Consider the following 23,409-nt stretch of genomic DNA (forward strand, 5'->3'; position numbering starts at 1 on the left):
CGACCTACCGTTGGTACCTGAATGCGACGAACCTGTTGGCGAGTCAAACCACGCCGACCTTGAGTCTGTCGAACCTGAAGCTCAATGATGGGGGCAGCTACACGCTGATCGCGTCGAACCAACACGGGTTGTCGGCGATTGGAACGGCGGCGGTGTTGACCGTCAGCTACCTGATCGAGAGTCCGATGGTGATCGTGGCTGGGGAGACGTTCCAGACGACAGTGACGGCGGAGTCGAACCGGGCGTACTGGTTGGAAGCTCGGGACAGCCTGACGGAAGGGACGTGGACGTTCGTGTTCGGGGTGACGAACGTGACCGGGCCGCAAGTATTGCAAGACGCGGCGGCGACCGGTGGTTTCAAGTTCTACCGGATCGGCAGCGCCCCGGCGCCATAGCCTCTAAATTTCGCGGAGTTGTACGACGTGTGCGGCCTCGAACCATTGGCAGGTGGCACCGTGCCGCAGTCCCAAGCGTCCCTGTTCATCCACGCCGCAGAACTCGCCTTGAATTTTTTCTTTGCCAAAGTCGAGTTCCACCGAACGAGGCAATTGCCAGAGTTCCTGGAGACGGGGTAGCAAGGGGGCAAAACCGGTATCCGCGATGGCATCCCGCGTTTTACGCAGGTGCAGCAACAACGAGCAAGCTAAGGTTGTCAAATCCGGTAGCGGCTGGCATTGGTCACCAACTTTTGTAGCCGTCGAGGTAAGGAGACGGAAACCAGAGATTGCGGATTGCGGATTGCGGATTGCGGAATTGTCCGTCGCCATACCTCGACGGCTACGCGGTGCATCCAGTTGGAGTTGGTGGTGAGCAATGCGGGCTTGCTGAACGTGATCAGTCAGGCGTGTCGTTATTCCATGCAGCGCGGCATCTGCTGTTTCCGGCTGATTGGTGATATTGATGCCGATCCCGGCCAGGACGAGACCCGGACGCGGCTCTTCGAGGAGTAAGCCGGCCAGTTTGCGATTCCCTACCATCAGGTCATTGGGCCAACGCAGGCGCACATTGGCAACGCCAACGGACCGGACGAAGTCCACCACGGCCAAACCCACGGCCAGCGGAAAAACTCGCCAAGGTTTGAGATCGGGACCAGTGGGTAGAACCGCAGTAATCCACAGCCCACCGACATCTGAGACCCATGGCCGCCGCCAGCGACCCCGGCCCCGTTGCTGATGATCTGCCCGCACGGCGTGCCAGGGGGGCAGGGTGGCCGCAAGATCACTGGTGGAGGACACGTCCGCATACTCATGCAACGTCCATCCTTCCACGGTGACAAGGCTCCGTTCCACAGATTGCTCCCGGCCTATCGCAACGCGATCAGCCAATGGTCATTAGGACTGCGCCCTCTTCGACGGCATCACCCACCGCGGCGTTCAAGCTGGTGACTGCGCCGCTGGTGCTGGCGATGACGTTGGTGTTCATCTTCATGGCCTCAAGAGTGAGCACGTGATCGCCCTCTTTGACCGTTTGTCCTTTTTGCACCTTGATATCCACGACGCGCCCGGTCAAGGGACTCAATACCGGTTTGCCGGAGCCTGTGGGAGCGGGGGGTGACGCCAGGGCGGGCGTGGGAAGCGCGGGGACCGAAGCGGCCGCAGCGGGAAAAGCCGCTGGAGCCGAGGTTACCACGGGAGCCGCAATCGGCGCGGGAGCATAGGCCGGTTGGGCCGGGACATCCAGCATCTCGACCAGCACATCGTATTGTTTGCCGTCAACGGTGATCAAAAGTCGTTTAATCATGAGAGTATGGTAAAAGGGTTGCGGTTTAACGAACGCGCCGACCAGAGAAGATGGAGACCCGGCCCTCAATTGCCCATGGGTTGATGGTTGGCCATTGCACTTGGGCAACCGGCTGCACCGCCACAATGCGATGCGGCTGGTTCACCACGCTGGCCGCCGCAGCGGCAATTACCGCCACCAACTCCCCGGCGTCCGGCTCGTTCGCGAGCGCTGGGATTGGTTCAATGGGTGGCAGGGTGGCAGCGGCGGCTGTCACTGCCGGCACTGGCTGAGCCACAGCGACAATCGGAGCCGCGACCGAGGCGGGCGCAGGCGTGGAAGCCACCTCGGTTTTTCGGGTGCTCTCAAGCAGGTCGAGGTAACGGCTGAACAGCTTGAGGAATATCCCAAGCAGGATGACCAGGGTGAGCACCAGCGCCGCGATCAGAAACAGCAGCGCCTGTTCCACCGGTCCGAGTTCCGCAAATATCAAGGGCATCATAATGGTTCCGTATTACATCGGAATGGTTCCGTGTTTTTTCGGCGGCCGGGTTTCGCGTTTGCTCAAGGTGTTGCGCAACGCCATGGCCACTACGGCCCGGGTTTCCGAGGGTTCAATGACATCCGTGATCATCCCCCGTCCCGCCGCCTGATAGGGTGAACAGAATTTCTCGCGGTATTCCGCGATGAGCCGGGCCTCTTCCGCCTTGGGATCGGCGGCGGAAGTGATTTCCTTTTTGTAAAGGACCTTGACCGCGCCTTCCGCGCCCATGACGGCAATCTCCGCCGTCGGCCAGGCGAATACCATGTCCGCCCCCATGTCCTGACTGCACATGGCAAGATACGCTCCCCCATAAGCTTTACGCAAGATCACAGTGATCTTGGGCACCGTGGCGGCGGCGAAGGCAAACAGCATCTTGGCACCGTGCCGGATGATGCCACCACGCTCCTGCTGCAAGCCGGGCAGGAAGCCGGGCACGTCCACCAGGGTGACCAGCGGAATGTTGAACACGTTGCAGAAACGGATGAACCGCGCGCCTTTATCGGAGGAATCAATATCCAGTGTTCCGGCCTTGGCCATGGGTTCATTGGCCACGATACCGCAGACCACGCCTTGGATGCGGGCAAAGCCAACGACAAGGTTCTTTGCCCAATCTTTTTGCACCTCGAGGAACTCGCCGGCATCCACTAGGCGGCTAATGACATTATGCACGTTCAGCGGAGCCTTGGGATCGGCGGGCATCAGGTCATTCATGCCGGGATCAGCCGCAAGATCCAACTCCGGCGTTGGCCGATGTGGCGGATCCATCACGTTGTTGGAAGGAATGTACGAGAGCAGTTTCTGGACGATCTCGATGGAGTGCTGGTCATTCTCCGCCACGAAATGAATATTTCCGCTCACCGAAGCATGTGCTTCGGCGCTACCGTAATCGGCAATGTTCGCGGACTGGCCAGTGGCCGCCTTGATGACCTCGGGGCCGCAGATAAACATTTGGGCGCTCTTGCGCACCATGATCAGAAAATCCATGAGGGCAGGGGAGTATGCTGCGCCACCGGCGCAGGGGCCGGAGATGACTGCGATTTGCGGAATCACGCCCGAAACCAGCACGTTGCGGAAGAAGACCTGCCCGTAGCCGGACAGGGATTCGACGCCTTCTTGAATGCGCGCGCCGCCCGAGTCATTGAAGCCTACGATGGGCATGCCGGCCTTGAGGGCGTAGTCCATCATGTTGGTGATCTTGTTGGCGTGAATGCGGCCCAGCGCGCCGCCGCCCACCGTGAAGTCCTGGCTGAACACCGCCACTGGGCGCCCCTCGACCAACCCGACACCGGTGATGACACCATCACCCGGCATGGGTTTGCCCTCCATGCCAAAATCATGGCAATCGTGTTGGGCGTGTAATCCCATTTCTTGGAAGGTGCCTTTGAGGTACAGGTTCTCAACGCGTTCGCGCGCGGTCATCAACCCTTTGTCGCGGCGCGCTTGGAGTTTGTCCTCCCCGCCGCCGGCGCGGGCTTTGGCCCGGCGGGTGGCGAGCGTCTTTAATGCTTTGGGATCAATCGGCATAGGCGTGCGTATTTGGGTTTATACTCAAGGCGAGCCGTTCAATGGTGGCCACAGTTGCAAGAAGCCTCATGCTTGGGCATGCAGAATTCCGTCAAAACCCCATGCGTTGATTTGGGATGCAGGAACGCCACCAGCTTGTTGCCCGCGCCTTCAAACGGCTTCTCATGAATCAGCCGGCAGCCGGCGTCCGCCGCCTGCTTCAACTGCGCCTCAATGTGGTCCGTGCCGAAAGCAATGTGGTGAATGCCTTCCCCGTTTTTCTCAATGAACTTGGCGATGGGGCTCTCCGGATCGGTCGGCTCCAACAATTCAATATGCACTTCGCCAACGCAGAAAAAGGCCGTGCGCACTTTCTGCGAAACGACTTCCTCTCGGTGCTCGCACTTGAGCCCGAGGGTTTTTTCATAAAAAGGAATCATTTCATCCAGCGACTTTACAGCGATCCCGATATGATCAATTTTTTTTAGCATAATTTATTTCAAGTTCAGGTTTAATGGTTTGGCAGTTGTGGGAAAATGTCATTCGTCAGCCGCCGCGGTTGCCTGTGACAACTCCAGCAGCGCGTGTGCTGCTTGGGGCGCGGTCAATTCGCCGTGCAACAGCCGGCGTTCGATTTCTGGCCGGGCCAGTTTCACCCGGGGATGGTGATAGAAGCCCGATTCCAAGGTTTCACGGATCAGATCGTGCAGCCATTGGGCGGATTGCTCCTGGCGCCGCTGGCGCAGGACTTGCAGCGGCTCCAATTCATTATAAAAGCGCTGCACCAGTTGCCACAATTCCGGGATGCCCTCGCCAGTCATTGCCGAACTCAGGTTGACCGGCGTGGTCCAATGCTCCGTCGTGGGTGTCATGTAATGCAGCGCGGTGGCATACTCCTGGCGCGCCTGTTCGGCCCGGAATTTATTATCCCCATCCGCCTTGGTGACCAGGATGGCATCCGCCTGTTCCACGATGCCTTTTTTAATGCCCTGCAATTCGTCGCCCGCACCGGGCAGGATCAGCAGCAGGAAAAAATCCACCATCGAGCGCACGGCCACTTCGCTCTGGCCAACCCCCACCGTCTCAATGATGATAACATCGAATCCCGCCGCCTCGCACAACAGCATGGCCTCGCGGGTTTTGCGTGCCACCCCGCCGAGTGTTTTACCGGAAGGCGAGGGGCGGATAAACGCGTTGGGTTGGCGGCAGAGTTGCTCCATGCGGGTTTTATCCCCCAGGATGCTGCCACCGCTGCGGGCGCTTGAAGGATCCACGGCCAGCACCGCTACCTTGAGCCCGAGTTGGCAAAGGTGACAGCCGAGCGCCTCAATGAAAGTGCTCTTGCCCACGCCGGGCACACCGGTGATGCCGATGCGTCGTGCCTTGCCGGTATGCGGGAGCAGTTTTTGCAACACTTTCTGCGCCCGCGCCTGGTGTTCTCCGGAACTGCTCTCCGTCAGGGTGATGGCTCGCGCCAGCACACCGCGGTCTCCAGCTCGCACGCCGTCCACATAATCCTCGACATGCAACACCTTCGCGCGTCTTGGCTGGGCCGCCGGGGCGGGTACCGCCGCTTGTGCGGGCAACACGCTCAAATAACTCCGGTCCTGTCCGGGCGGCGGCTCAAAGTCACCACCGCTCGCACAGGAGCAGGAACCGGAAGGTGTTTGAGGAGTGGTTGACATGGGATCAATGACGTGGAACAACACCGAACACCGGACACCGAACCTCGAAAGAAAGTCGAAAACCGAAGGCCGAAAGCCTGCTTGTATCGGCAGCGATGACCGCAAACTTCCCCCCCTCTCCTATCGGATCGGAGAGACTTTTGGAGTTTTCGTTCATGCTTGCGATTTCATTTAACATCTGCGCGCTTGAACCTACAGTACCCGCATCGGTTTTCGGTGTTCGTTATTCGGAATTCTTTCGGATTTCGGGCGATTCGGTTTTCGGTCTTTCCCCGCCCAACCGTTGTTCGAGTTGTTTCAGAATTTCGTTGGCGGCCTCGGTGATGACGGTGCCCGGCCCGAAGACGGCTGCCGCACCATTTTTATACAGGAACTCATAATCCTGCGCCGGAATAACTCCGCCCACAATGACCATGATATCCTCGCGTCCAAGTTTCTTCAGCTCGGCGATCAGCTCCGGCAGGAGGGCTTTATGACCACCGGCCAGCGAGCTGATGCCCACCACATGCACGTCGTTTTCCACCGCCATGCGCGCGGATTCCTCCGGCGATTGAAACAGCGGTCCGATGTCCACGTCGAAACCGAAATCGGCATACGCGGTGGCCACCACTTTGGAGCCGCGATCATGGCCGTCCTGCCCCATCTTGGCGACCAGCAAGCGCGGACGTCGTCCTTCGCGTTCGACGAACGCATCCACTCGTTTACGAATTTCAGTAATGGCATCCACTTTCGCAAATTCCGCATGGTACACACCCGAGACGGATTTGGGAATGGCTTTGTGACGCCCAAATATCTTCTCCAGGGCATCGGAAATTTCACCGAGGGTGGCGCGGCGACGGGCGGCCTCGACCGCCAGTTCCAGCAGGTTGCCCTGGCCGGTTTCGGCAGCGCGGGTAAGTGCGGCCAGCGATTCCTGCACGCGGGCGGTGTCGCGTTCACTGCGGAGTTTGGCGAGCCGCTTGATTTGCGATTCACGCACAGCGGTATTATCCACGGATAACACTTCCAGCGGGGCTTCCTTGTCCAGCCGGTGCAAATTGACGCCCACGATGGCTTCCTTGCCGGAATCAATGCGGGCCTGGCGGCGCGCGGCGGCTTCCTCGATGCGCAGCTTGGGCAGACCGGTTTCAATGGCCTTGGCCATGCCACCCAGCGCCTCGACTTCCTGGATGTGATTCCAAGCGCGTTGCATGATCGCTTGCGTCAGGGCTTCGACATAATACGAGCCACCCCAGGGATCAATGACCTTGCAGATGCCGGTTTCTTCTTGGAGGAACAGTTGCGTGTTGCGCGCGATGCGGGCCGAGAAATCGGTCGGTAACGCAATGGCTTCGTCGAGCGAATTGGTGTGCAGCGACTGGGTATGCCCCATGACCGCCGCCATGGCTTCGACGCAGGTGCGAATGACGTTATTGTACGGGTCTTGCGCCGTGAGGCTCCATCCCGAGGTTTGCGAATGCGTGCGCAACGCCATGGATTTCGCGCTCTTCGGGTTGAACTGTTTGATCAGCTTGGCCCACAGGATGCGCGCGGCGCGCATTTTGGCGACTTCCATGAAGAAGTTTTTACCCTGCGCCCAGAAGAACGACAGGCGCGGCGCAAAGGCATCAATGTCAATGCCGGCCTTGAGCCCGGTGCGTACATACTCGAGTCCATCCGCCAAGGTATAGGCCAACTCCAAGTCCACCGTGGCACCCGCCTCCTGCATGTGATAGCCCGAAATGCTGATGCAGTTGAACTTGGGCATGTTTTTGGAACTGAAGGAAAAAATGTCCGCGATAATCCGCATCGAGGGCGTCGGCGGATAAATATAGGTATTGCGGACCAAGTACTCCTTGAGGATGTCGTTCTGAATGGTGCCGGACAGTTGTGCCATCGGCACACCCTGTTCCTCGGCGGCTACGATGTAGAACGCCAAGATAGGCAGCACCGCGCCATTCATCGTCATGGAGACGGAAATCTTGTCCAGCGGAATGCCATCGAACAACACCTTGGCATCCAGGATGGAGTTTACCGCCACACCCGCCTTGCCGACATCGGCAAATGCACGGGGATGATCCGAGTCGTAACCGCGATGCGTCGGCAGGTCGAACGCCACGGACAGCCCCATCTGGCCGGCGGCGAGATTGCGGCGATAAAACGCATTGCTCTCCTCAGCGGTCGAGAAACCGGCGTACTGGCGTACCGTCCATGGTTTCGTTACGTACATGGAGGCATACGGGCCGCGCAGGAATGGCGGGAGCCCCGGCATATACTCCAGGTGTTCCATTCCCTCGAGATCCTTCGCTGTGTAAAGCGGCGCGACGTCGAGTTGTTCCATGGTGTGCCAGACCCACTCATCGAGCGGTTTGCCGGTCTCTTTCTCGACCTGGGCCTGCCACTGCGCGTAGGTGACTTGGGCAACGGGCGGTTGGTATGCAACTTGGGAAAAATCAGGAAATGTTTTCACAGGGTAACTCCAATCTTGTTCAACAGGTTGGCAAGAAATTCAACAGCATTGACGCGGACATGGACAAACTCATCCACCCCCGCATTTTTATGGGCTTCGATTTGTTCGGCTGGATAGCCGGCCAGAATCACCAGGCGCTCGGGCGCCAGGGTTTTGACGGCTTTGACGAATTCAGGAACCAAGGCAGGATAGGTCTCATCCGTCGAGCACAGCACAATAAACTGGGCCTTGGATTCCACCGCTTTTTTGGCGACTTCTTCGACAACGTTACCGCCCGCCGCATACACAATTTCCATTCCGGCGATGGCGAAGAATCCACGACAGAAATCCGCGCGCGCCTTGTGCTGGGCCAGCGGGCCCATGTTCGCCAGATACACTTTCGGGCGGGCTCCCCGGGCGGCGGCGGCATCCACTGCCGCACGCAGCTTTTCCACCTCCATGGCGGCTCGCCGTAGTATGACCGGTGTGATGGGGGCATCCGGTTTATCCTTGGCGCGCAGGCAGCGCGTCAACTCGCCCAGCGTGGCCCCGGCTTCGGCGGCTTCCACACAGGCGTCGAAGGCGTTTTTGTCGGCCTTGAGCAAAATCTCCAGCTTCTTGAGCATGGTATAATGCTCATGCCCGCCCGCTCCGGCAGTGCGATACGCCTTGACTTGATCGTGGCGCTGACGTTCGAAAACGGTGGTGTCCGCGGAGTTGCGCGCCAGTGGTTTCTCCTTGGGGTTGGCATACTGGTTGATGCCTACGATGACATCCCGGCGTTGGGCCACGCTCTTGAGTTTTTCCACCGCCACTTTTGCCACTTCGGCTTGCGGAAATCCTTCGCGCAGGGCTTTGACTATGCCGCCGCGTTTCTCGATATCCTGAAACAATGCCCACGCCAGCCGCGCCACTTGATCGGTTAGGTGCTCGACGTACCAAGCGCCGCCCGTCGGGTCCATGACCTTGTCCAGATCGCATTCCTTTTGCAGGATGATCTGGGTGTTGCAGGCCAGGCGTTGCGAAAGTTCATCCGGGGTGCGGATTACCTCGTCAAACGCGCCCACTTGCAAGCTGTCGCAACCACCCATTGCCCCGGCAAACGCCTCGACGGTGGTGCGCAGCAGGTTCACGTACGGGTCCAGGACCGTCTTGTTCCACTGGGCGGTGCGCACGTGCAGTGCCAGCTTCTGGGCTTCCGCTGATCCGCCCAAGGCGGCGATGACCTGCGCCCACAACATGCGCGTGGCGCGCAGCTTGGCGATTTCCATGAAAAAGTTTGAACCCACCGTCATGGCAAAACGGATGCGCGGCGCAGCCAAGTTCACGTCCAAACCGCGACGGTTCATTTCGCGCAGGTATTCCACGGCGGTGGCCAGCGTAAAGGCCAGTTCCTGCACCGCACTGCCGCCGGCTTCGTGCCAGGAACGGCTGTGTACGCAAACGGTTTGCAGCCGCGGCGCGTGCGTCGAGGCCCACGTCATGAATTGGGCCATTTTGTCGTATCCGCTATTCAAGGAATGCGGCAGTTGACCTTCGAGAACCATCACCCCGATGGGGTTCATCTCGATGCAGCCGCGCACTTCTGCCAAGTTAATGTTGCGCTTCTTGCACAGTGCAGCCAGTAGCGCCGCGAAAGGAATCGCCGCCGCGCCGGAACGCACAAACAGCGCCACCTTGCTCAGGTCAATGCCATCCAAGGCCTTGTCCAGATCATCCAGCGTCGCCACCGACAACCCGCGTTCGCCCACGCCGCCCGTCAGGGCTTTGTCCGGGTCCACGCCTTTGCGCGTGGCCTGATCCACCACGAGGTTGATGGCGGTCAATCCCCGGCTGATTGCTGCGCGGGCCACGGCATTGAACTCGGAAGGACACGCACCGACAATTTCCTGGGAGACATCCCAGGATTTGGTCAGGTACCCGGCGGCTTTATCGCCGCGTACATAGGGGGCAAAACCGGGAAAGGAATTCAGGTGCGCGACCTGGGTCAGGTCTTTCTGGCAATAGATCGGCTGTAGCGTGATGCCTTCGTAGGTTTTGGTCAGCAGTTTTTTATCAAAGGGCGCGCCTTTGAGTTCTGCTTCCACCGTTTTCTTCCACTGTTCATAGGTGGTGGCGGGAAATTCCTCGCGCAATCGCAAGGGAACGTCCTGGGAACGTACACTGGTGTTTTGCATAATGAGTACTGGTTAAGGGATAATATATCAGACTTCTTGCACGGTGACTAATCGGCGATGGCCATTCACGGTAATCGCGAGATGATGAGTCCCGACTTTACTTGGAACGGCTGGACTAAACGCCGGGGCGGGAGCGGGTGTTGGAGCCGGAGCGGGCGCAACTTCAGCCTTGGGTTCAGGCGCCGGAACGGCCGGCTTGGGCTTGTACAGCGCCTCCACTTGTTGCGGAAACATGGCATACAGCACGGCGGTCTCGTCATTCTCCGGCAACCCCTTCTCACGCAATTGCTCTCGCAACTTCGTCATGCCAGGCGGCAACAAATCTGCCGGACGACCGGTGATGGGCTTTTGTCCCGTCTCTTTTTCGATGTTGGCCAGCACATCCTTGTCCACCGGCCCGGGGGTGTTGCCATATTTGCCCAGCGCGATATCCATGGCTTGCTGCGAAATCTTTTTCCAGCGGCCAAACTTGACGTTGAGCATGGCTTGGGTGCCAACAATCTGCGAGGTGGGGGTCACCAGCGGGATGTATCCCAAGCAGGCGCGCACATACGGAATCTCTTTCAACACCTCGTCGAACTTGCCATCCATCCCTTGCTCTTTGAGTTGCGTGCGGAAATTGCTCAACATGCCGCCCGGCACTTGATACATGAGGATGTCGGCATCCACCTTTTCATTGGCGGGGCTGGTGAATTTCCCCAGGTCCTTATAGACGCCTGCAAAATACGCTTGCAGTTTGAACAGCGCCTCGACATCAAATTTCGGGCAGCGCGGGTTGCCTTCCAGCAGCGCCAACATGCGCACGGTATCTGGTTGGGCGGTGCCGTTGGCAAACGGGACAATGGAGGTCTCCACCGCATCCACTCCGGCATCAATGGCGGCGACATAGGCGCTAGCGGCCAGACCCGCCGTGTCGTGGCTGTGCAATGTGATGGGGATGCGCACCCGTTTCTTGAGTTCACGCACCAACTCGGCGGCGACGCCCGGCTTGATCAAGCCGGCCATGTCCTTGATGCCGATGGAATGGCAGCCCATCTTTTCCAATTCCACGCCCATCTTTACAAAGGCACTGGTCGTATGTACCGGGCTGGTGGTATAGCAAATCTCGCCACGCGCGTGTTTGCCGGCCTTGATCACCGCGCGGATGGCGGTTTGCAGGTTGCGCACGTCGTTGCAGGCGTCGAAAATTCGGAAAATATCCATGCCGGCGCGGGCGGAGCATTGCACAAACGCCTCGACCACATCATCCGGAAAGCTGGTGTACTGGACGATGTTCTGCCCCCGCAGTAGCATGATATGGGGCGTTTTTGGCGCGGCCTGTTTGAGCGCGCGCAGGCGGTCAAACGGGTTCTCGTTCAGGAACCGCAGGCAGGCATCAATGGTGGCCCCGCCCCACGTTTCCAATCCGGCAAACCCGAGTCCATCGAGCTGCGGCGCGACCGGCAGCATTTGGGCGGTGGTCATGCGGGTGGCGGCCAGCGATTGATGGCCGTCGCGCAGGACCGTATTATTAAACAACACAGGTTTCATAGTCTGCTATAATTTAGCGTCTCTAATGCAATCTATATTAACAAATGTTTTGCATTCAAGCTTGATGCATCACAATAACTGCTCAAAGCGAGGTTAAGTTAGCCGCAATATTTTTGAACGCATAGCCAAATCTTGCGCTTGTTTCGACAATATTTGCAGATAATACATTTTAGGGCAAGACAATTGCTTCAACTGGGGTTATCTTAACCCAGGCCATGAATGAAACACGCGCTGATCATTCCGCGTCGTCTGGAGGACCACACACTTCCAGTGGCACCGGCTTTTCCGGCGAGGTCGTTTACATTTACGCGTTTGATCTGGCGTACGACATGACCAGCCTGACTCAGCACACGTTGCTTGGCCAGCCGCTGGCGGAATTTTACGTGGACTCCGATAAACGTAATCCGCGCCACCTGCTGCTGCACCGGCCTCGTATGGCGCGGCTGCCGCTGTTGGAGCGGATCGGGCCGCACGGCGTCGTGCGAATCGAGCGCACCATCAAGCTGTTGCCGGTGGGAGCAATCAGCATCACGGTGCGCGTGCCGTTCCAGGTACAACGCCTTGAAGACCTGGTGGCCTATCATGATCTCCGCTTTGATAATGGTGATTTGTACAGCGAGGTGCGACAACTGGCCGAGGCGGTGCGCCTGGAATTACACCCCATGCTCATCCGCCCGGTCGCCACGATGGCCGAAGAAGAGGCGTACACGGTTTTTTGCATCAAAGCGCCGTTGCGGGGTGACGATGGGCGTCCACTCAACGCGGAACAGTGGTTCCTCCAGCATCGCCGCCTAGTGGCTTCGCTGCTGACGCAGGAATCCAATCCGCAGGACCTCTCACGGCAGGAAGCGGAGGAATCCACCGGCCGTTTTTTGAGCTACTACGAAAACGACCTGGTGGTGCTGGACTGGGATGCCGCGTTGATTGTGGATGAACCCCGGGATATTGACGAGACGCTGTACTTGTTGGAACTGGCCAATTTCCAGTTGGCGGAATTGGAGGCCTACGACCGATTGCTGGACGAGGTGCTGGAGCGCTCCTATCGGGACATGACCGGGCGTTCCGAGCGCAACCGCCGGCTGGTCATGAAAGATTTGCGGGAAATCCGGGTGGACCTCGCCCGCCTCAGTGACGAACTGTCCAATATCACCAAGTTTTTTGGCGACTGGCATCTGGCGCGGATTTACGCGGCCATCTCGGATCGCTTCCACCTGGCCGACTGGCATCACACGATTGACGAGAAGCTCAAGACACTGGATGAGTTGTATCAATTGCTCAGTCAGGAACATAACAACCGCCTCATGCTGATTCTGGAAGTCGCCATCGTCGTCCTGTTTGTCATTGACATCATTAAGCTCCTGTTCTATTAACCAATCAAGCATTGGCCGTTAGCCCGATTAACAATGACGACCGCAAACCAAAGAACTATTATGAATAAATATTGGTTCCTCCTTCCTGTGGCCTGCCTGGTTGGCACCTGTGACACCTGCTGCGCTGCAGAACGTGAACCGCGCGATTCCGTCCCCACCGAGCGCACGTCCCCAGCGGTTCCTGAACGGGCGCGCGAGGTCGCTCGCAAACTTGAAGCCGACCGGACAGAATTACGCGAGCTGGAAACGGCCGGCAAGCGCGAGGAAATGGAGGCGGTGCGCCGACGAATAGCCGAACTGGAACGCACGCTGCGTCCGGATGCCAATGTGGAACGGGCACCTGCCGAGCGCCGGGAGAATGCCCGCCGCCCGGCGGCGGAACGGCAAGACCGGGAACCCGGTGTCCGGCGTCCGGGTGGCGCGGCCCAACTGACGCCGGAAGAGCTGGAAGAACGCACCAAGCACGTGAACCAGGCTATCGAACATTTGCGCGCCGCCGGGCTGAACGAAGTGGCGGATAGTCTCAACCGCAGCCTTGTGCCTAATCTGGGGAACATTCCGCGCCTGCAGCCGGGCCATGTCGAACGCATGCCGATGCTTCCTCGCACGGATGCCACCACCGAACGTGTCGCCCGCATGGAGGCGGAAATCCGCGAACTGCGCGAAATGGTTCAAAACCTGAGCCGCCGAGGTAAAATTGAAGGGGAACCGCCGAGGTAATCGGAGCAACCCGAGTATGAAGTACGCACGGCAACTCTCCCGGCTGGCTTGGCTGATCATCCTGCTGGCAACGCTCAACGCTGGAATCAGCGCCGAAGAATTCATGCTCGGCGCGGATATTTCCTGGATTCCTGAACAGGAAGCCAAAGGCAGGAAATTCCAGGATGGCGCGCAAGCCAAGGATATCTTCACCATTGTCAAGGAACATCAGTTCAACTGGATTCGCCTGCGCCTATTTAATAATCCCCGCGCCACCACCAACGGCTATTCCGTCCAGGGCTTTTGCGATCTTGATAACACCCGGAAAATGGCCAAACGAATCCAGCAAGCCGGCCTGAAATTTCTGCTGGATTTCCACTACAGCGACACGTGGGCCGATCCTGGTCACCAGTATAAGCCCGCCGCCTGGAAGGAGCTGCCGATGGATCAGCTTACCAAGGCCGTCCGGGAATATACGCGTGATACCATTCGCAGCTTGGCTGCGGCTGGCACCCCGCCGCAGATGGTTCAGGTCGGCAACGAAATCAGCAACGGCATGTTGTGGCCGGATGGGAAAATCACCCGGTTTGACCAATTGGCGGAACTTTTTAAAGCGGGCGCGGCCGGGGTGCGGGAAGCCGACCCCAAAATCAAGGTGATGCTGCATCTGGCCTTGGGCGGCGATAACGCCAAATCCCGCTGGTTCCTCGATCAGGCCCGGCAACGGGGAGTGGAGTTCGATATCCTCGGGCAATCCTATTACCCCAAGTGGCATGGCACGCCAAATGATTTACGGACGAATTTGACTGATTTGGCGGGGCGTTATCCCTGGCCGATCATCGTTGTGGAATATTCCGAGCACAAACGCGAGGTCAACTCGATCGTTCAGGCGCTGCCCAACGGTAAAGGCCAGGGCACATTCATCTGGGAACCCACGGAATGGGGTGAAGCCCTGTTTAAAAAGGACGGCCAAGCCCTCCCCTCACTGGAGCTTTATCCAGAACTGGCGCGCTCCTTTAAAACAACTCCCCGCACGCGGTGAAATAGGCCCATCTTCCTCTTCCGTAGGTGACGACGTAAGGAGTCTCAAATATAAACGCACGGATAATTTTGAACTGCGGTGGCCACTGCCGGGGAAAAGGGGCAACAGGCGACACCGCTTTGAATTTCATGATTTCATTCCGCAATCCGCACTCCGCATTCCGAATTCGAGATGGGCTGTTCTTCATCCGTCCTATCCGAGTAATCCGTGGTAAAAAAACGGGGAATAAACCACCGATAAACACCGATGGACACCGATGGACACCGATAAGACCATACACCAGTCCGTCATTCCGCAATCCGCAATCCGCAATCCGAATTTGAGGGTTCCGCACTCCGCATTGGATTATCTGCCATATCCGGCTCTCCATTTTTTTGCCGGTTCATTTTTCTGCAAAATCGGGTTCCCAATTTCAAGTTTCAGGTTTCAAGTTTTCATTCATTGGTTCCCAATTTTTTTGCCAGCTAATCTTTTTGCCATGTCCGGCTTCCCATTTTTCTGTCGGTTTATATTTCTGCTAAAGTCTTCCTTCCCCATTTTTCCGAGGCTTTTACATCAGGAAAAAGAAACACTTGGCAGCGGGAACGCGAACAGGATATATTTACACCATGAATGCGAGAAACGTTCTTTTGGAGGTGGCAGACAAACTGCCGCCGGACGCCACGCTGGTTGATGCCATTTACGAATTAGAGTTCCGCCAAGCAGTGGAGGATGGGCTTGCCTCGCTGGACCGGGGCGAACGCGTGCCCTTGGAGGAAGCCCGTCAACGCATTCCACAATGGATTTCCAAGTATTCCTATCCCGCGAAGCCCTGAGCGATTTGGAGCACATCGTTGCTTACATTGCGCTTCACAATGCCACTGCGGCAGAACGCATGGGGCACCTGCTACTCAATGCGGCACTGTCCCTCAACACCTTTCCGGAACGGGGCCGCGTCGTGCCTGAGTTTCAGCGTCCCGATTTACGTGAAATCATGGTTCGCTCTTACCGCCTCATTTACCGGCTGAACCACGAGGGCAAGCGGTTGGAAGTCGTGCGGTTTTGGCATGCGGCGCGAGGCTTCCCACACATTCCCCATTGAACCCGAACGCGGAACCCTTGATTTCGGAATGCGGATTGCGGAATGAATCCAAAATACCCAACATGGCAAAATAATTGACCTGAACACTGATGACTGGTCACTGATCACTCCCTCCCAGCTCCTATCTCCTGCATATCATTTTTCTGCCGGTTTATATTTCTGCAAAAGGAATTTGTTCCCAATTTTTATGGCATGTTGTTTTTTTGGGGGAAATACTTGATTCCTATGGCCATGTCATGCTAGACGTGGACTAAGCGACATAAATCACCTAAATGATTACCTATAATGTGCGGGGAACTTATGGAAATACAGTGCTATAATTTGTTTGATTCGATGCAGTGGCGGCAGGGCATCATGCCGGGCTGGTTGCCAGCCTTGGTGGTTGCGTGTCCGCTGTCTCCCCCGTGCATTTCATTTCTGCAAAACAGCTCATCCATATTCTCATGAATCATACACTGCTCCAGCTTTTGGCGTTGGCCGTTACCGGCTTGGCACTATTTCCCGCCGCGACACTTCAGGCGCAAGACTACACTTTCACCACGTTTGCGGGACCAGTGGAAACTGGACCTGCCGCAGTGGATGGGACGGGGAGTGCAGCGCGGTTCAACAATCCTTGGGGTGCGACCGTAGACAGAGATGGGAATATCTATATCGCGGACGAGTCTAACCACACGATCCGCAAAATCAGCACGGCGGGGGCAGTGACGACTCTGGCTGGGAGTGCGGGGAGTAGCGGCAGTGCGGATGGCAATGGAAGTGCGGCACGGTTTTACCATCCTTCTGGTGTAGCCGTGGATGGGAGTGGAAATATCTATGTTGCGGATACTTACAATAACACGATTCGGAAGGTTAGTCCGACGGGGGTAGTGACAACCTTAGCGGGGCGGGCTGGTAGCAGTGGTAGCACGGACGGTGCGGGTGATGCCGCGCGTTTTTGCTATCCTAACGGCGTGACTGTGGATGAGAGTGGAAACGTCTATGTCGCGGATACTCTTAATCAAACGATCCGAAAGATCAATCCGATGGGGACGGCTACTACCGTGGCGGGGAGTGCGGGAAATGGTGGTAGTGCGGACGGGACCGGAAGCACAGCGCGGTTTAACTCTCCTTCTGACCTGGCGGTGGATGGAAGCGGCAACCTCTATGTCGCGGATCGGAACAACCACACGATCCGGAAAATTAATTCGTCGGGAGAGGTGACAACGTTGGCGGGGAGTCCGGGAGTTACTGGCAGCCTGAATGGCACGGGGAGTACAGCCCAGTTTAATTCTCCACTTGGCGTAACCGTGGATGGCGGTGGGAACGTCTATGTCGCGGACTGGAATAACCACACAATTCGGAAGATCAGCCCGGTGGGTGTGGTCACCACGTTGGCGGGCAATCCGGGGGTCATTGGCACTGTGGACGGTACGGGTGGAACAGCGCGGTTTAACTATCCTTTAGGTGTGGCGGTGGATGGGAATGGAACCGTTTATGTCGCAGATCGTGGAAACCAAACTGTTCGGAAGATCAACCCGGCAGGAGCCGTCACCACCCTGGCAGGAAGTCCTGGAGGTACTGACAGTTGTAGCGGCAGTGCAAACGGCACGGGGAGCGCGGCGCGTTTTTACGGTCCTAGCGGTGTGACGGTAAATACTTATGGATATATCTATGTCGCGGATAGATTTAATCATACGATTCGCAAAATTTCCCCAAGCGGGTCGGTAACAACCTTGGCTGGACTGGCAGGTACCAGCGGCGCTACGGATGACTCAGGGAGTTTGGCACGGTTTTATAATCCTCGTGGAGTAGCCGTAGATGGAAGCACAAATGTTTATGTTGGCGATTCCTACAACAACAAGATTCGGAAAATAACGTTAGCAGGAGTAGTGACAACAATGGCTGGGTACACAAGCAGCGGCAGCGTGGACGGCACAGGAACCAGTGCACGGTTTCGTTTCCCAATAGGAGTAGCGGCATCTTATTATGGAACTATCTATGTGGCGGACGAATTGAACGACACGATTCGAAAGATCACCACAGCAAAAGTCGTAACGACTTTGGCAGGAACCGCAGCTAGCAGTGGAAGTGTAAACGGGACGGGCAGTGCGGCACGGTTTTCCAATCCTAATGGTGTAGCAGTGGATGGAAGTGGAAATGTCTATGTCGCGGATAGTAGCAATCACACGATTCGCAAGATCAACTCGTCGGGAGTTACGACGACCATCGCGGGAACTGCGGGAAGCCCCGGGAATGCGGACGACACGGGTAGTGCAGCGCGGTTTTATTACCCTGCCAGTGTGGCGGTGGATGGGAGTGGAAATGTCTATGTCGCGGATACCAGTAATCATACGATCCGCAAGGTCAGCCCTTCGGGAGAAGTGATTACCCTGGCGGGGAGTGCGGGCAGTTTTGGGTGCGCGGATGGTTCTGGCAGCGCAGCACAGTTTTACTCTCCTTGCGGCGTGGCGGTGGATGGGAGTGGAAGTGTCTATGTCGCGGATAGTGGCAATCACACGATCAGGAAAGGGGTTCCAGCATGTCAGGATAAACCGACCATTGATCTTGAAATGGGACTGGTGGGAGTACCACGCCAACTGGATACCGCACCGCAGACCGCAAATACATGGGAATGGAGCCTGATCCGATGCCCAGCCGGTTTAACGAATTCTTTATCGTCAAGTACCACTCGGAATCCCACTTTTGTGCCGAATGTTGCCGATCAATATATATTCCGCCTTCGAGCCACCAACAGCCTCGGTCAAATCAGCATCCGTACCTTGAGTTTCACGGCTACCAATGGCACGGCACCAGCGGTGCTCACCCCACCTCAAAGCGCGCTCTGTCAGATGGGCGGCAGCGCTTCGTTTACGGTGTCGGTCTCCGGCACCGCTCCGTTATTTTATCAATGGTTTAAGAGTGGTTCTGCTATCTTGAACGCGACCAATTCCGACTTCAACCTCCCGTCATTGACCTTGTCTGATACGGGCCGTTATTACGTCGTCCTCTCCAATGCTTTCGGCACCACGACCAGTGCGGTGGCGGTACTGGCCCAATCCCTGCAAGTCGCCCAACAAGGCAGTGGCATCGTCACTTACTCACCAATCAACTACAACGTGAACGACACGCTTACCCTGACGGCTGCTCCGGCCCGGTATTATAATTTCGCGCGTTGGTCGGATGGGGTAACTACCAACCCGCGCAACATCACGCTGGACGCTGTCAATCAATACACCGCCATCTTCACCAATACCGCGCCGTTGCAGACCGTTTTGGTGGGCGGGCAATCCATGGAACTGCCGGTCGGCACTCCGCTCATTTACGTGGCCGGACAGGTGGCGAATGGCCAGACCAATGTATTCCATCTGACCACGCCGGTGTCGGTGGTGTTGACGTCCAGTTGGAACGGGCCGATTCATTACACCTTGAATGGCGCAACGCCGGATTTCAACGCGACGCGTTATGTGCAAGGAACGGCGCTGTCGGTGACGCTGCCGGCAGTGATCAAGGCGATTGCCTACGTGAATGACCTGTACCTGGCGGATACGCTGTATGGCAACTACTCCGAAGTGGTCGCCACACGATTGGATTATGTGGCGCAATACGGCTTAGCGGTCGCCTCGCCGGGTGGTGGCGGAGTGAGTGTGAATCCGGCGGCGAGCCTCTATGACATCAATACGGTCGTCACCCTGACAGCCACCAATCTGCCGGGCTGGACCTTCCTCGGTTGGACGGGCAGCACCAATGGCGCGGCCGCCGTTGGTAACACGTTGACAGTCACGATGAATGGCAACAAGGGTATCCAGGCGTTGTTTGGCGCTCCGGTGAATACGAGTGTGGTTCCTGCGGGTTCAACCATCGAGCGTGTGCCCGATCTGGCACTCTACCCCTACGGCTCGGTGGTCCGGTTGACCGCGTTTCCGATGACCGACCGGTACCTGGCTGGTTGGAGCGGATCAGCCTCGGGAGCCATTAGCCCGGTAGAGTTGGTGGTAACGAATGCGAACCTTTCGGTAACCGGAACCTTTGGCGCGCTGGCTGGGCAGTTCACCCTGGTGGCGCGGTCTACCGGCTCGGGCTTGGTGACGTACAGCCCAGCGACCAACCGGTTCGCACCAAACACCGCCGTAACTATTACGGCGATTCCCAAACCCGGCTACGACCTGAACGGTTGGAGCGGTGATACCAATGGCGCAACTCGCTCCGGGAATGCGTTGTCCTTGATGATGGACGCGAGCAAGACCATCACTGCGATTTTCATGCCGGGTGCGTCCCCGCAAATCATCGGGCAGCCCAGCAACCAGGTTGCAGCGGTGGGCGCGACAGTTTCGCTGGTGGTGACGGCTACCGGCACAGCTCCATTGGATTACCAGTGGTTCAAGGGTGGAGTGGCGCTCATGAATTCGACAAATCCCACCTTGACCATGCCAATGGTTTCCACCAATGGCACGGGCGATTATCGCGTGGTGGTGCATAACGTGCTTGGAAGCGTCACCAGTGCGGTGGCGGTGGTGACCGTGGTGATGTTGCCCCCGACCATTATCACTGCTCCGGTCAGCCAGACCGCCGCGCTTGGCGGGGCCGCAAATTTTGCCGTCACTGCTTCGGGTACCGCACCGATGACGTACCAATGGTACTGGAATGGTGCGCTGTTGCCGGGAGCCACGAATAGTTTTTTCACGCTTATGGATGCGCAACGGAATAATGAAGGGAGTTACTTTGTGGTTATCAGCAATGCCGTGGGTTCCATCACCAGCACGGTCGCGACCCTCACCGTCGTGGATCTCGCCAATATCAAGCAGGACCCGCAAGGATTTACCGCCAAGGCGGGAGTGGTGACCAACCTGAGTGTCCGCGCCAGCGGCAGTACGCCCTTGTATTATCAGTGGTACAAGGATGACTCATTAGTGGCCGGAGCCAATGGCTCCACCTTTGCGTTTCCCAACCTGCAATGGCCGCAGGCGGGGAATTATTGTGTGGTGGTGACCAATGCGTATGGGGCCGCCACCAGTGCGGTGGCTGTCGTAACAGTCCTCAGCCCACCATTTATCACCAGCCAACCGCAAAACCAATCCGCTCTGCTGAATGGCAATGCCAGTTTGTCTGTGACGGCTGAGGGCACTTCCCCATTGAGTTATCAGTGGTTCAAGGGTAGTTCCCCGATCCTTAACGCCAATGACAATGTACTGGCACTGGCGAATGTGCAACGCGCCGATGGGACGGGATATTCTGTGATCATCACCAATCAATACGGCAGCATTACCAGCAGCGTGGCCACGCTGACGGTGCTGGAAGGGCCATCTATTGTACAATCGCCACTGAGTTTCACCGGGTTGGTGGCTAGTGTTGGCAGTTTGACGGTGTCGGCCAAGGGTGCGCCGCCACTTTTCTATCAATGGTACAAGAACGGTGCTTTAATCCCAAACGCCACCGCTGCCGCCTATAGTTTCTCGTCCCTATCCCTCGCTGAGGCCGGGAACTATTACGTCGTCGTCAGCAACGCCTACGCCAAAGCCACCAGCGTCGTGGCTACCGTGACTGTGCTCTCGCCACCTTATGTAATCAACCAGCCCCAGAACGTGACCGCTCCTGTGGGTGGCAGCGCCAACTTCTCCGTGACTGCTGGTGGCACGGATCCTTTGTCATACCAGTGGTACAAATCAGTGAATAATGTCCAATGGACCATGCTCGCTGGTGCAACCAATTTGCAATTGGCAATTTACAATTTGCAATTGGCCGATGCTGGTTCCTTTGCCGTAGTCGTCGCCAACTCTTTTGGCTCCATCACCAGCGCGGTGGCGACGATCTTCGTCTCCGAGGGCTTGGCCAATGGCCGGTTTACCAATAGCGCCAACATCGCCATCACCGATAATGCGCCCGCCAATCCCTATCCGGCCACCCTCACCGTCAACGGCCTGGCTAGCAAAATTCAGCGGGTAAAAGTGACGCTGCGCAAGTTCACACACACGTACATGTCGGACGTGCGGGTGTTGTTGGTATCGCCCGCCGGGCAAAAGGTGCTTTTGATGTCGGCGGCCGGCAATGGCGGGGTAAGCCAAGTCAATTTGACCTTCGATGACTTGGCCACTGGCCCAGTGCCCGACGTGCCCACGTCCGGCATCTATAAACCCACAGCAACCACCACAGGTTCATTAACCGCCCCGGCACCCGCCGCCCCCTACGCGCCCACGCTCGCGGCTTTGAAAGGACAGGACCCCAACGGCACGTGGTCGCTCTATGTGTTGGATAGTTCCGCCGGCGATGGTGGGTACATCACCGAGGGATGGAGCCTGGATATTGAGACCGCCACCCCGCCCTTCATCACCAGCCATCCGCCATCGCAGACCGCTAATACCGGCGGCAGCGCCACGTTTACGGTGGGTGTCACCGGCGCGCAACCGCTGTTCTACCAATGGCGGTTTAATGGCAGCACGTTATCGGGTGCCACCAATGCCACGTTGCCCATGGCTAACCTTCAGGGTGCCCAAGCGGGGAACTACACGGTGGTAGTGACGAATGCCTCGGGGAGCGCGACCAGCCTGGTGGCGACCTTGACGGTGCTCACCACCGATCCACCCTACATCACCAGCCAACCGCAGGATTTAACCATGATGGTCGGGGACACCGCCACGTTTACAGTGCAGGCCGGCGGCACGGCCCCACTCAATTATCAATGGTTTAAGGGTGGCGCGGCCATCTTGGCTGCGACCAATTTGCAATTTACAATTTTCAATTTGCAATTGTCCGATGCAGGCAACTACCAGGTGGTGATCAGCAACGCTTACGGTGTCGTCACCAGTGCGGTGGCCAAGGTGACGGTGTATCAGAACTTGGCGCCATTCATCCAAGCCCAGCCGCAAAGCCAGACCAACCTGGTGGGCAGCAGCGCAAACTTCACCGTGCAAGCCGGAGGCACGGCCCCACTCACGTATCAGTGGTTCAAAAGTGGCGCGGCCATCCTGGCCGCAACCAATTCCTCCTATTCTATCTTCAATCTCCTAGCTTCTGATTCTGGTTCTTATGTTGTTGTCATCGCCAACAGTTTTGGTTCCGTGACCAGTGCCGTGGCCGTGTTAGCGGTCCAGTCCGTGGTTACCCCGCCCAGCATCACCACCCAGCCGCAGAGCCGCACGAACGGGGTGGGCACCACCGCCAGTTTTACCGTCAGCGGGACCGGGTTGCCAACGCCCACGTATCAGTGGTATAAATCAGTAAACAGTAATCAGTTATCAGTCATCAGTTGGGCTACCAATTTGCAATTTACAATTTTCAATTTGCAATCAAGCGACGCTGGCAGCTATGCCGTCGTACTCCAGAACTCGGGTGGTTCCATCACCAGCGCGGTGGCGGTGCTGACTATCGCTGACCGGCCCGTCATCCTGACCCAACCGCAAAGCCAGACCAACGCGCCGGGCGGCACGGCGACGTTCCAAGTGACCGCCGTGGGACAGCCGGTTCCCACCTATCAATGGTATAAAAGTGGCGCGGCCATCTTGGCTGCGACCAATTCCTTCTATTCTATCTTCAATCTCCTAGCTTCTGACTCCGCCTCCTATTCGGTTGTCGCCGCCAACTTCATGGGATCGGTGACCAGTGTGGTGGCGCGGTTGGTGATCCAGGTACCGGATACGTTGACGATTGTGACGCAACCG

Annotated in this window: 16 protein-coding genes; 7 read left to right on the forward strand and 9 right to left on the reverse strand. The window is 57.5% G+C overall.

The window, feature by feature from the left end:
* Nucleotides 1-395 (forward strand): hypothetical protein (locus tag WCO56_20615; GenBank protein ID MEI7731989.1); only part of this gene is annotated, 395 nt, incomplete at its 5' end.
* Nucleotides 396-398: 3 nt separating this feature from the next.
* Here the strand turns inward: WCO56_20615 and WCO56_20620 are convergent.
* The 9 genes from WCO56_20620 to WCO56_20660 form a co-directional block, all read right to left on the reverse strand.
* Complete coding sequence (locus tag WCO56_20620; protein MEI7731990.1) at nt 399-1,289, reverse strand: biotin--[acetyl-CoA-carboxylase] ligase; 891 nt, start codon at nt 1,287-1,289, stop codon at nt 399-401.
* A gap of 28 nt (nt 1,290-1,317) precedes the next feature.
* Nucleotides 1,318-1,740 carry a biotin/lipoyl-containing protein gene (locus tag WCO56_20625; GenBank protein ID MEI7731991.1) on the reverse strand — a complete coding sequence of 141 codons (423 nt, stop codon included), beginning with the start codon at nt 1,738-1,740 and terminating at the stop codon, nt 1,318-1,320.
* Nucleotides 1,741-1,765: 25 nt separating this feature from the next.
* Complete coding sequence (locus WCO56_20630) at nt 1,766-2,221, reverse strand: hypothetical protein (GenBank protein ID MEI7731992.1); 456 nt, start codon at nt 2,219-2,221, stop codon at nt 1,766-1,768.
* A 12-nt stretch (nt 2,222-2,233) separates the two neighbouring features.
* Entirely contained in the window at nt 2,234-3,787 is a 1,554-nt protein-coding gene (locus WCO56_20635) for an acyl-CoA carboxylase subunit beta (GenBank protein MEI7731993.1), read from the reverse strand.
* A 38-nt stretch (nt 3,788-3,825) separates the two neighbouring features.
* Nucleotides 3,826-4,257, reverse strand: a complete 432-nt coding sequence (mce, locus tag WCO56_20640) for a methylmalonyl-CoA epimerase (protein MEI7731994.1) — start codon at nt 4,255-4,257, stop codon at nt 3,826-3,828.
* A 48-nt stretch (nt 4,258-4,305) separates the two neighbouring features.
* Nucleotides 4,306-5,451, reverse strand: a complete 1,146-nt coding sequence (gene meaB, locus WCO56_20645; GenBank protein ID MEI7731995.1) for a methylmalonyl Co-A mutase-associated GTPase MeaB — start codon at nt 5,449-5,451, stop codon at nt 4,306-4,308.
* Nucleotides 5,452-5,674: 223 nt separating this feature from the next.
* Nucleotides 5,675-7,900: a methylmalonyl-CoA mutase gene (gene scpA / locus WCO56_20650; protein ID MEI7731996.1), complete on the reverse strand. Its 2,226-nt coding sequence runs from the start codon at nt 7,898-7,900 to the stop codon at nt 5,675-5,677.
* Nucleotides 7,897-10,056, reverse strand: coding sequence for a methylmalonyl-CoA mutase family protein (locus WCO56_20655; protein MEI7731997.1), 2,160 nt, complete (start codon nt 10,054-10,056; stop codon nt 7,897-7,899). The genes scpA and WCO56_20655 overlap by 4 nt, the downstream gene beginning before the upstream one ends.
* Before the next feature lie 27 nt (nt 10,057-10,083).
* Nucleotides 10,084-11,586 carry a pyruvate carboxylase subunit B gene (locus WCO56_20660; protein MEI7731998.1) on the reverse strand — a complete coding sequence of 501 codons (1,503 nt, stop codon included), beginning with the start codon at nt 11,584-11,586 and terminating at the stop codon, nt 10,084-10,086.
* Between the two features lie 215 nt (nt 11,587-11,801).
* On the opposite strand from WCO56_20660, the gene WCO56_20665 reads away from it, so the two are divergent.
* The 6 genes from WCO56_20665 to WCO56_20690 all read left to right on the forward strand — a co-directional run.
* Nucleotides 11,802-12,956, forward strand: coding sequence for a hypothetical protein (locus WCO56_20665; GenBank protein ID MEI7731999.1), 1,155 nt, complete (start codon nt 11,802-11,804; stop codon nt 12,954-12,956).
* A 60-nt stretch (nt 12,957-13,016) separates the two neighbouring features.
* Entirely contained in the window at nt 13,017-13,676 is a 660-nt protein-coding gene (locus tag WCO56_20670) for a hypothetical protein (GenBank protein ID MEI7732000.1), read from the forward strand.
* A 16-nt stretch (nt 13,677-13,692) separates the two neighbouring features.
* The gene (locus WCO56_20675; protein MEI7732001.1) at nt 13,693-14,697 is read left to right on the forward strand and encodes a glycosyl hydrolase 53 family protein; all 1,005 of its coding nucleotides are present in this window, start codon (nt 13,693-13,695) and stop codon (nt 14,695-14,697) included.
* A 608-nt stretch (nt 14,698-15,305) separates the two neighbouring features.
* Entirely contained in the window at nt 15,306-15,512 is a 207-nt protein-coding gene (locus tag WCO56_20680) for a hypothetical protein (GenBank protein MEI7732002.1), read from the forward strand.
* Entirely contained in the window at nt 15,476-15,778 is a 303-nt protein-coding gene (locus WCO56_20685) for a type II toxin-antitoxin system RelE/ParE family toxin (GenBank protein ID MEI7732003.1), read from the forward strand. The genes WCO56_20680 and WCO56_20685 overlap by 37 nt, the downstream gene beginning before the upstream one ends.
* 443 nt (nt 15,779-16,221) lie before the next feature.
* A partial coding sequence (locus WCO56_20690; GenBank protein ID MEI7732004.1) for an immunoglobulin domain-containing protein occupies nt 16,222-23,409 on the forward strand: 7,188 nt, incomplete at its 3' end.

This window comes from Verrucomicrobiota bacterium, from assembly GCA_037139415.1.
GTDB lineage: Bacteria > Verrucomicrobiota > Verrucomicrobiia > Limisphaerales > Fontisphaeraceae > JBAXGN01.

Coding starts and splice junctions, on each gene's coding strand:
- WCO56_20670 (MEI7732000.1), top strand. CDS start 13,017: ATGAATAAATATTGGTTCCTCCTTCCTGTGGCCTGCCTGGTTGGCACC.
- WCO56_20675 (MEI7732001.1), top strand. CDS start 13,693: ATGAAGTACGCACGGCAACTCTCCCGGCTGGCTTGGCTGATCATCCTG.
- WCO56_20655 (MEI7731997.1), bottom strand. CDS start 10,056: ATGCAAAACACCAGTGTACGTTCCCAGGACGTTCCCTTGCGATTGCGC.
- WCO56_20680 (MEI7732002.1), top strand. CDS start 15,306: ATGAATGCGAGAAACGTTCTTTTGGAGGTGGCAGACAAACTGCCGCCG.
- meaB (MEI7731995.1), bottom strand. CDS start 5,451: ATGTCAACCACTCCTCAAACACCTTCCGGTTCCTGCTCCTGTGCGAGC.
- WCO56_20665 (MEI7731999.1), top strand. CDS start 11,802: ATGAATGAAACACGCGCTGATCATTCCGCGTCGTCTGGAGGACCACAC.
- WCO56_20630 (MEI7731992.1), bottom strand. CDS start 2,221: ATGATGCCCTTGATATTTGCGGAACTCGGACCGGTGGAACAGGCGCTG.
- mce (MEI7731994.1), bottom strand. CDS start 4,257: ATGCTAAAAAAAATTGATCATATCGGGATCGCTGTAAAGTCGCTGGAT.
- WCO56_20685 (MEI7732003.1), top strand. CDS start 15,476: ATGGATTTCCAAGTATTCCTATCCCGCGAAGCCCTGAGCGATTTGGAG.
- WCO56_20660 (MEI7731998.1), bottom strand. CDS start 11,586: ATGAAACCTGTGTTGTTTAATAATACGGTCCTGCGCGACGGCCATCAA.
- WCO56_20625 (MEI7731991.1), bottom strand. CDS start 1,740: ATGATTAAACGACTTTTGATCACCGTTGACGGCAAACAATACGATGTG.
- WCO56_20635 (MEI7731993.1), bottom strand. CDS start 3,787: ATGCCGATTGATCCCAAAGCATTAAAGACGCTCGCCACCCGCCGGGCC.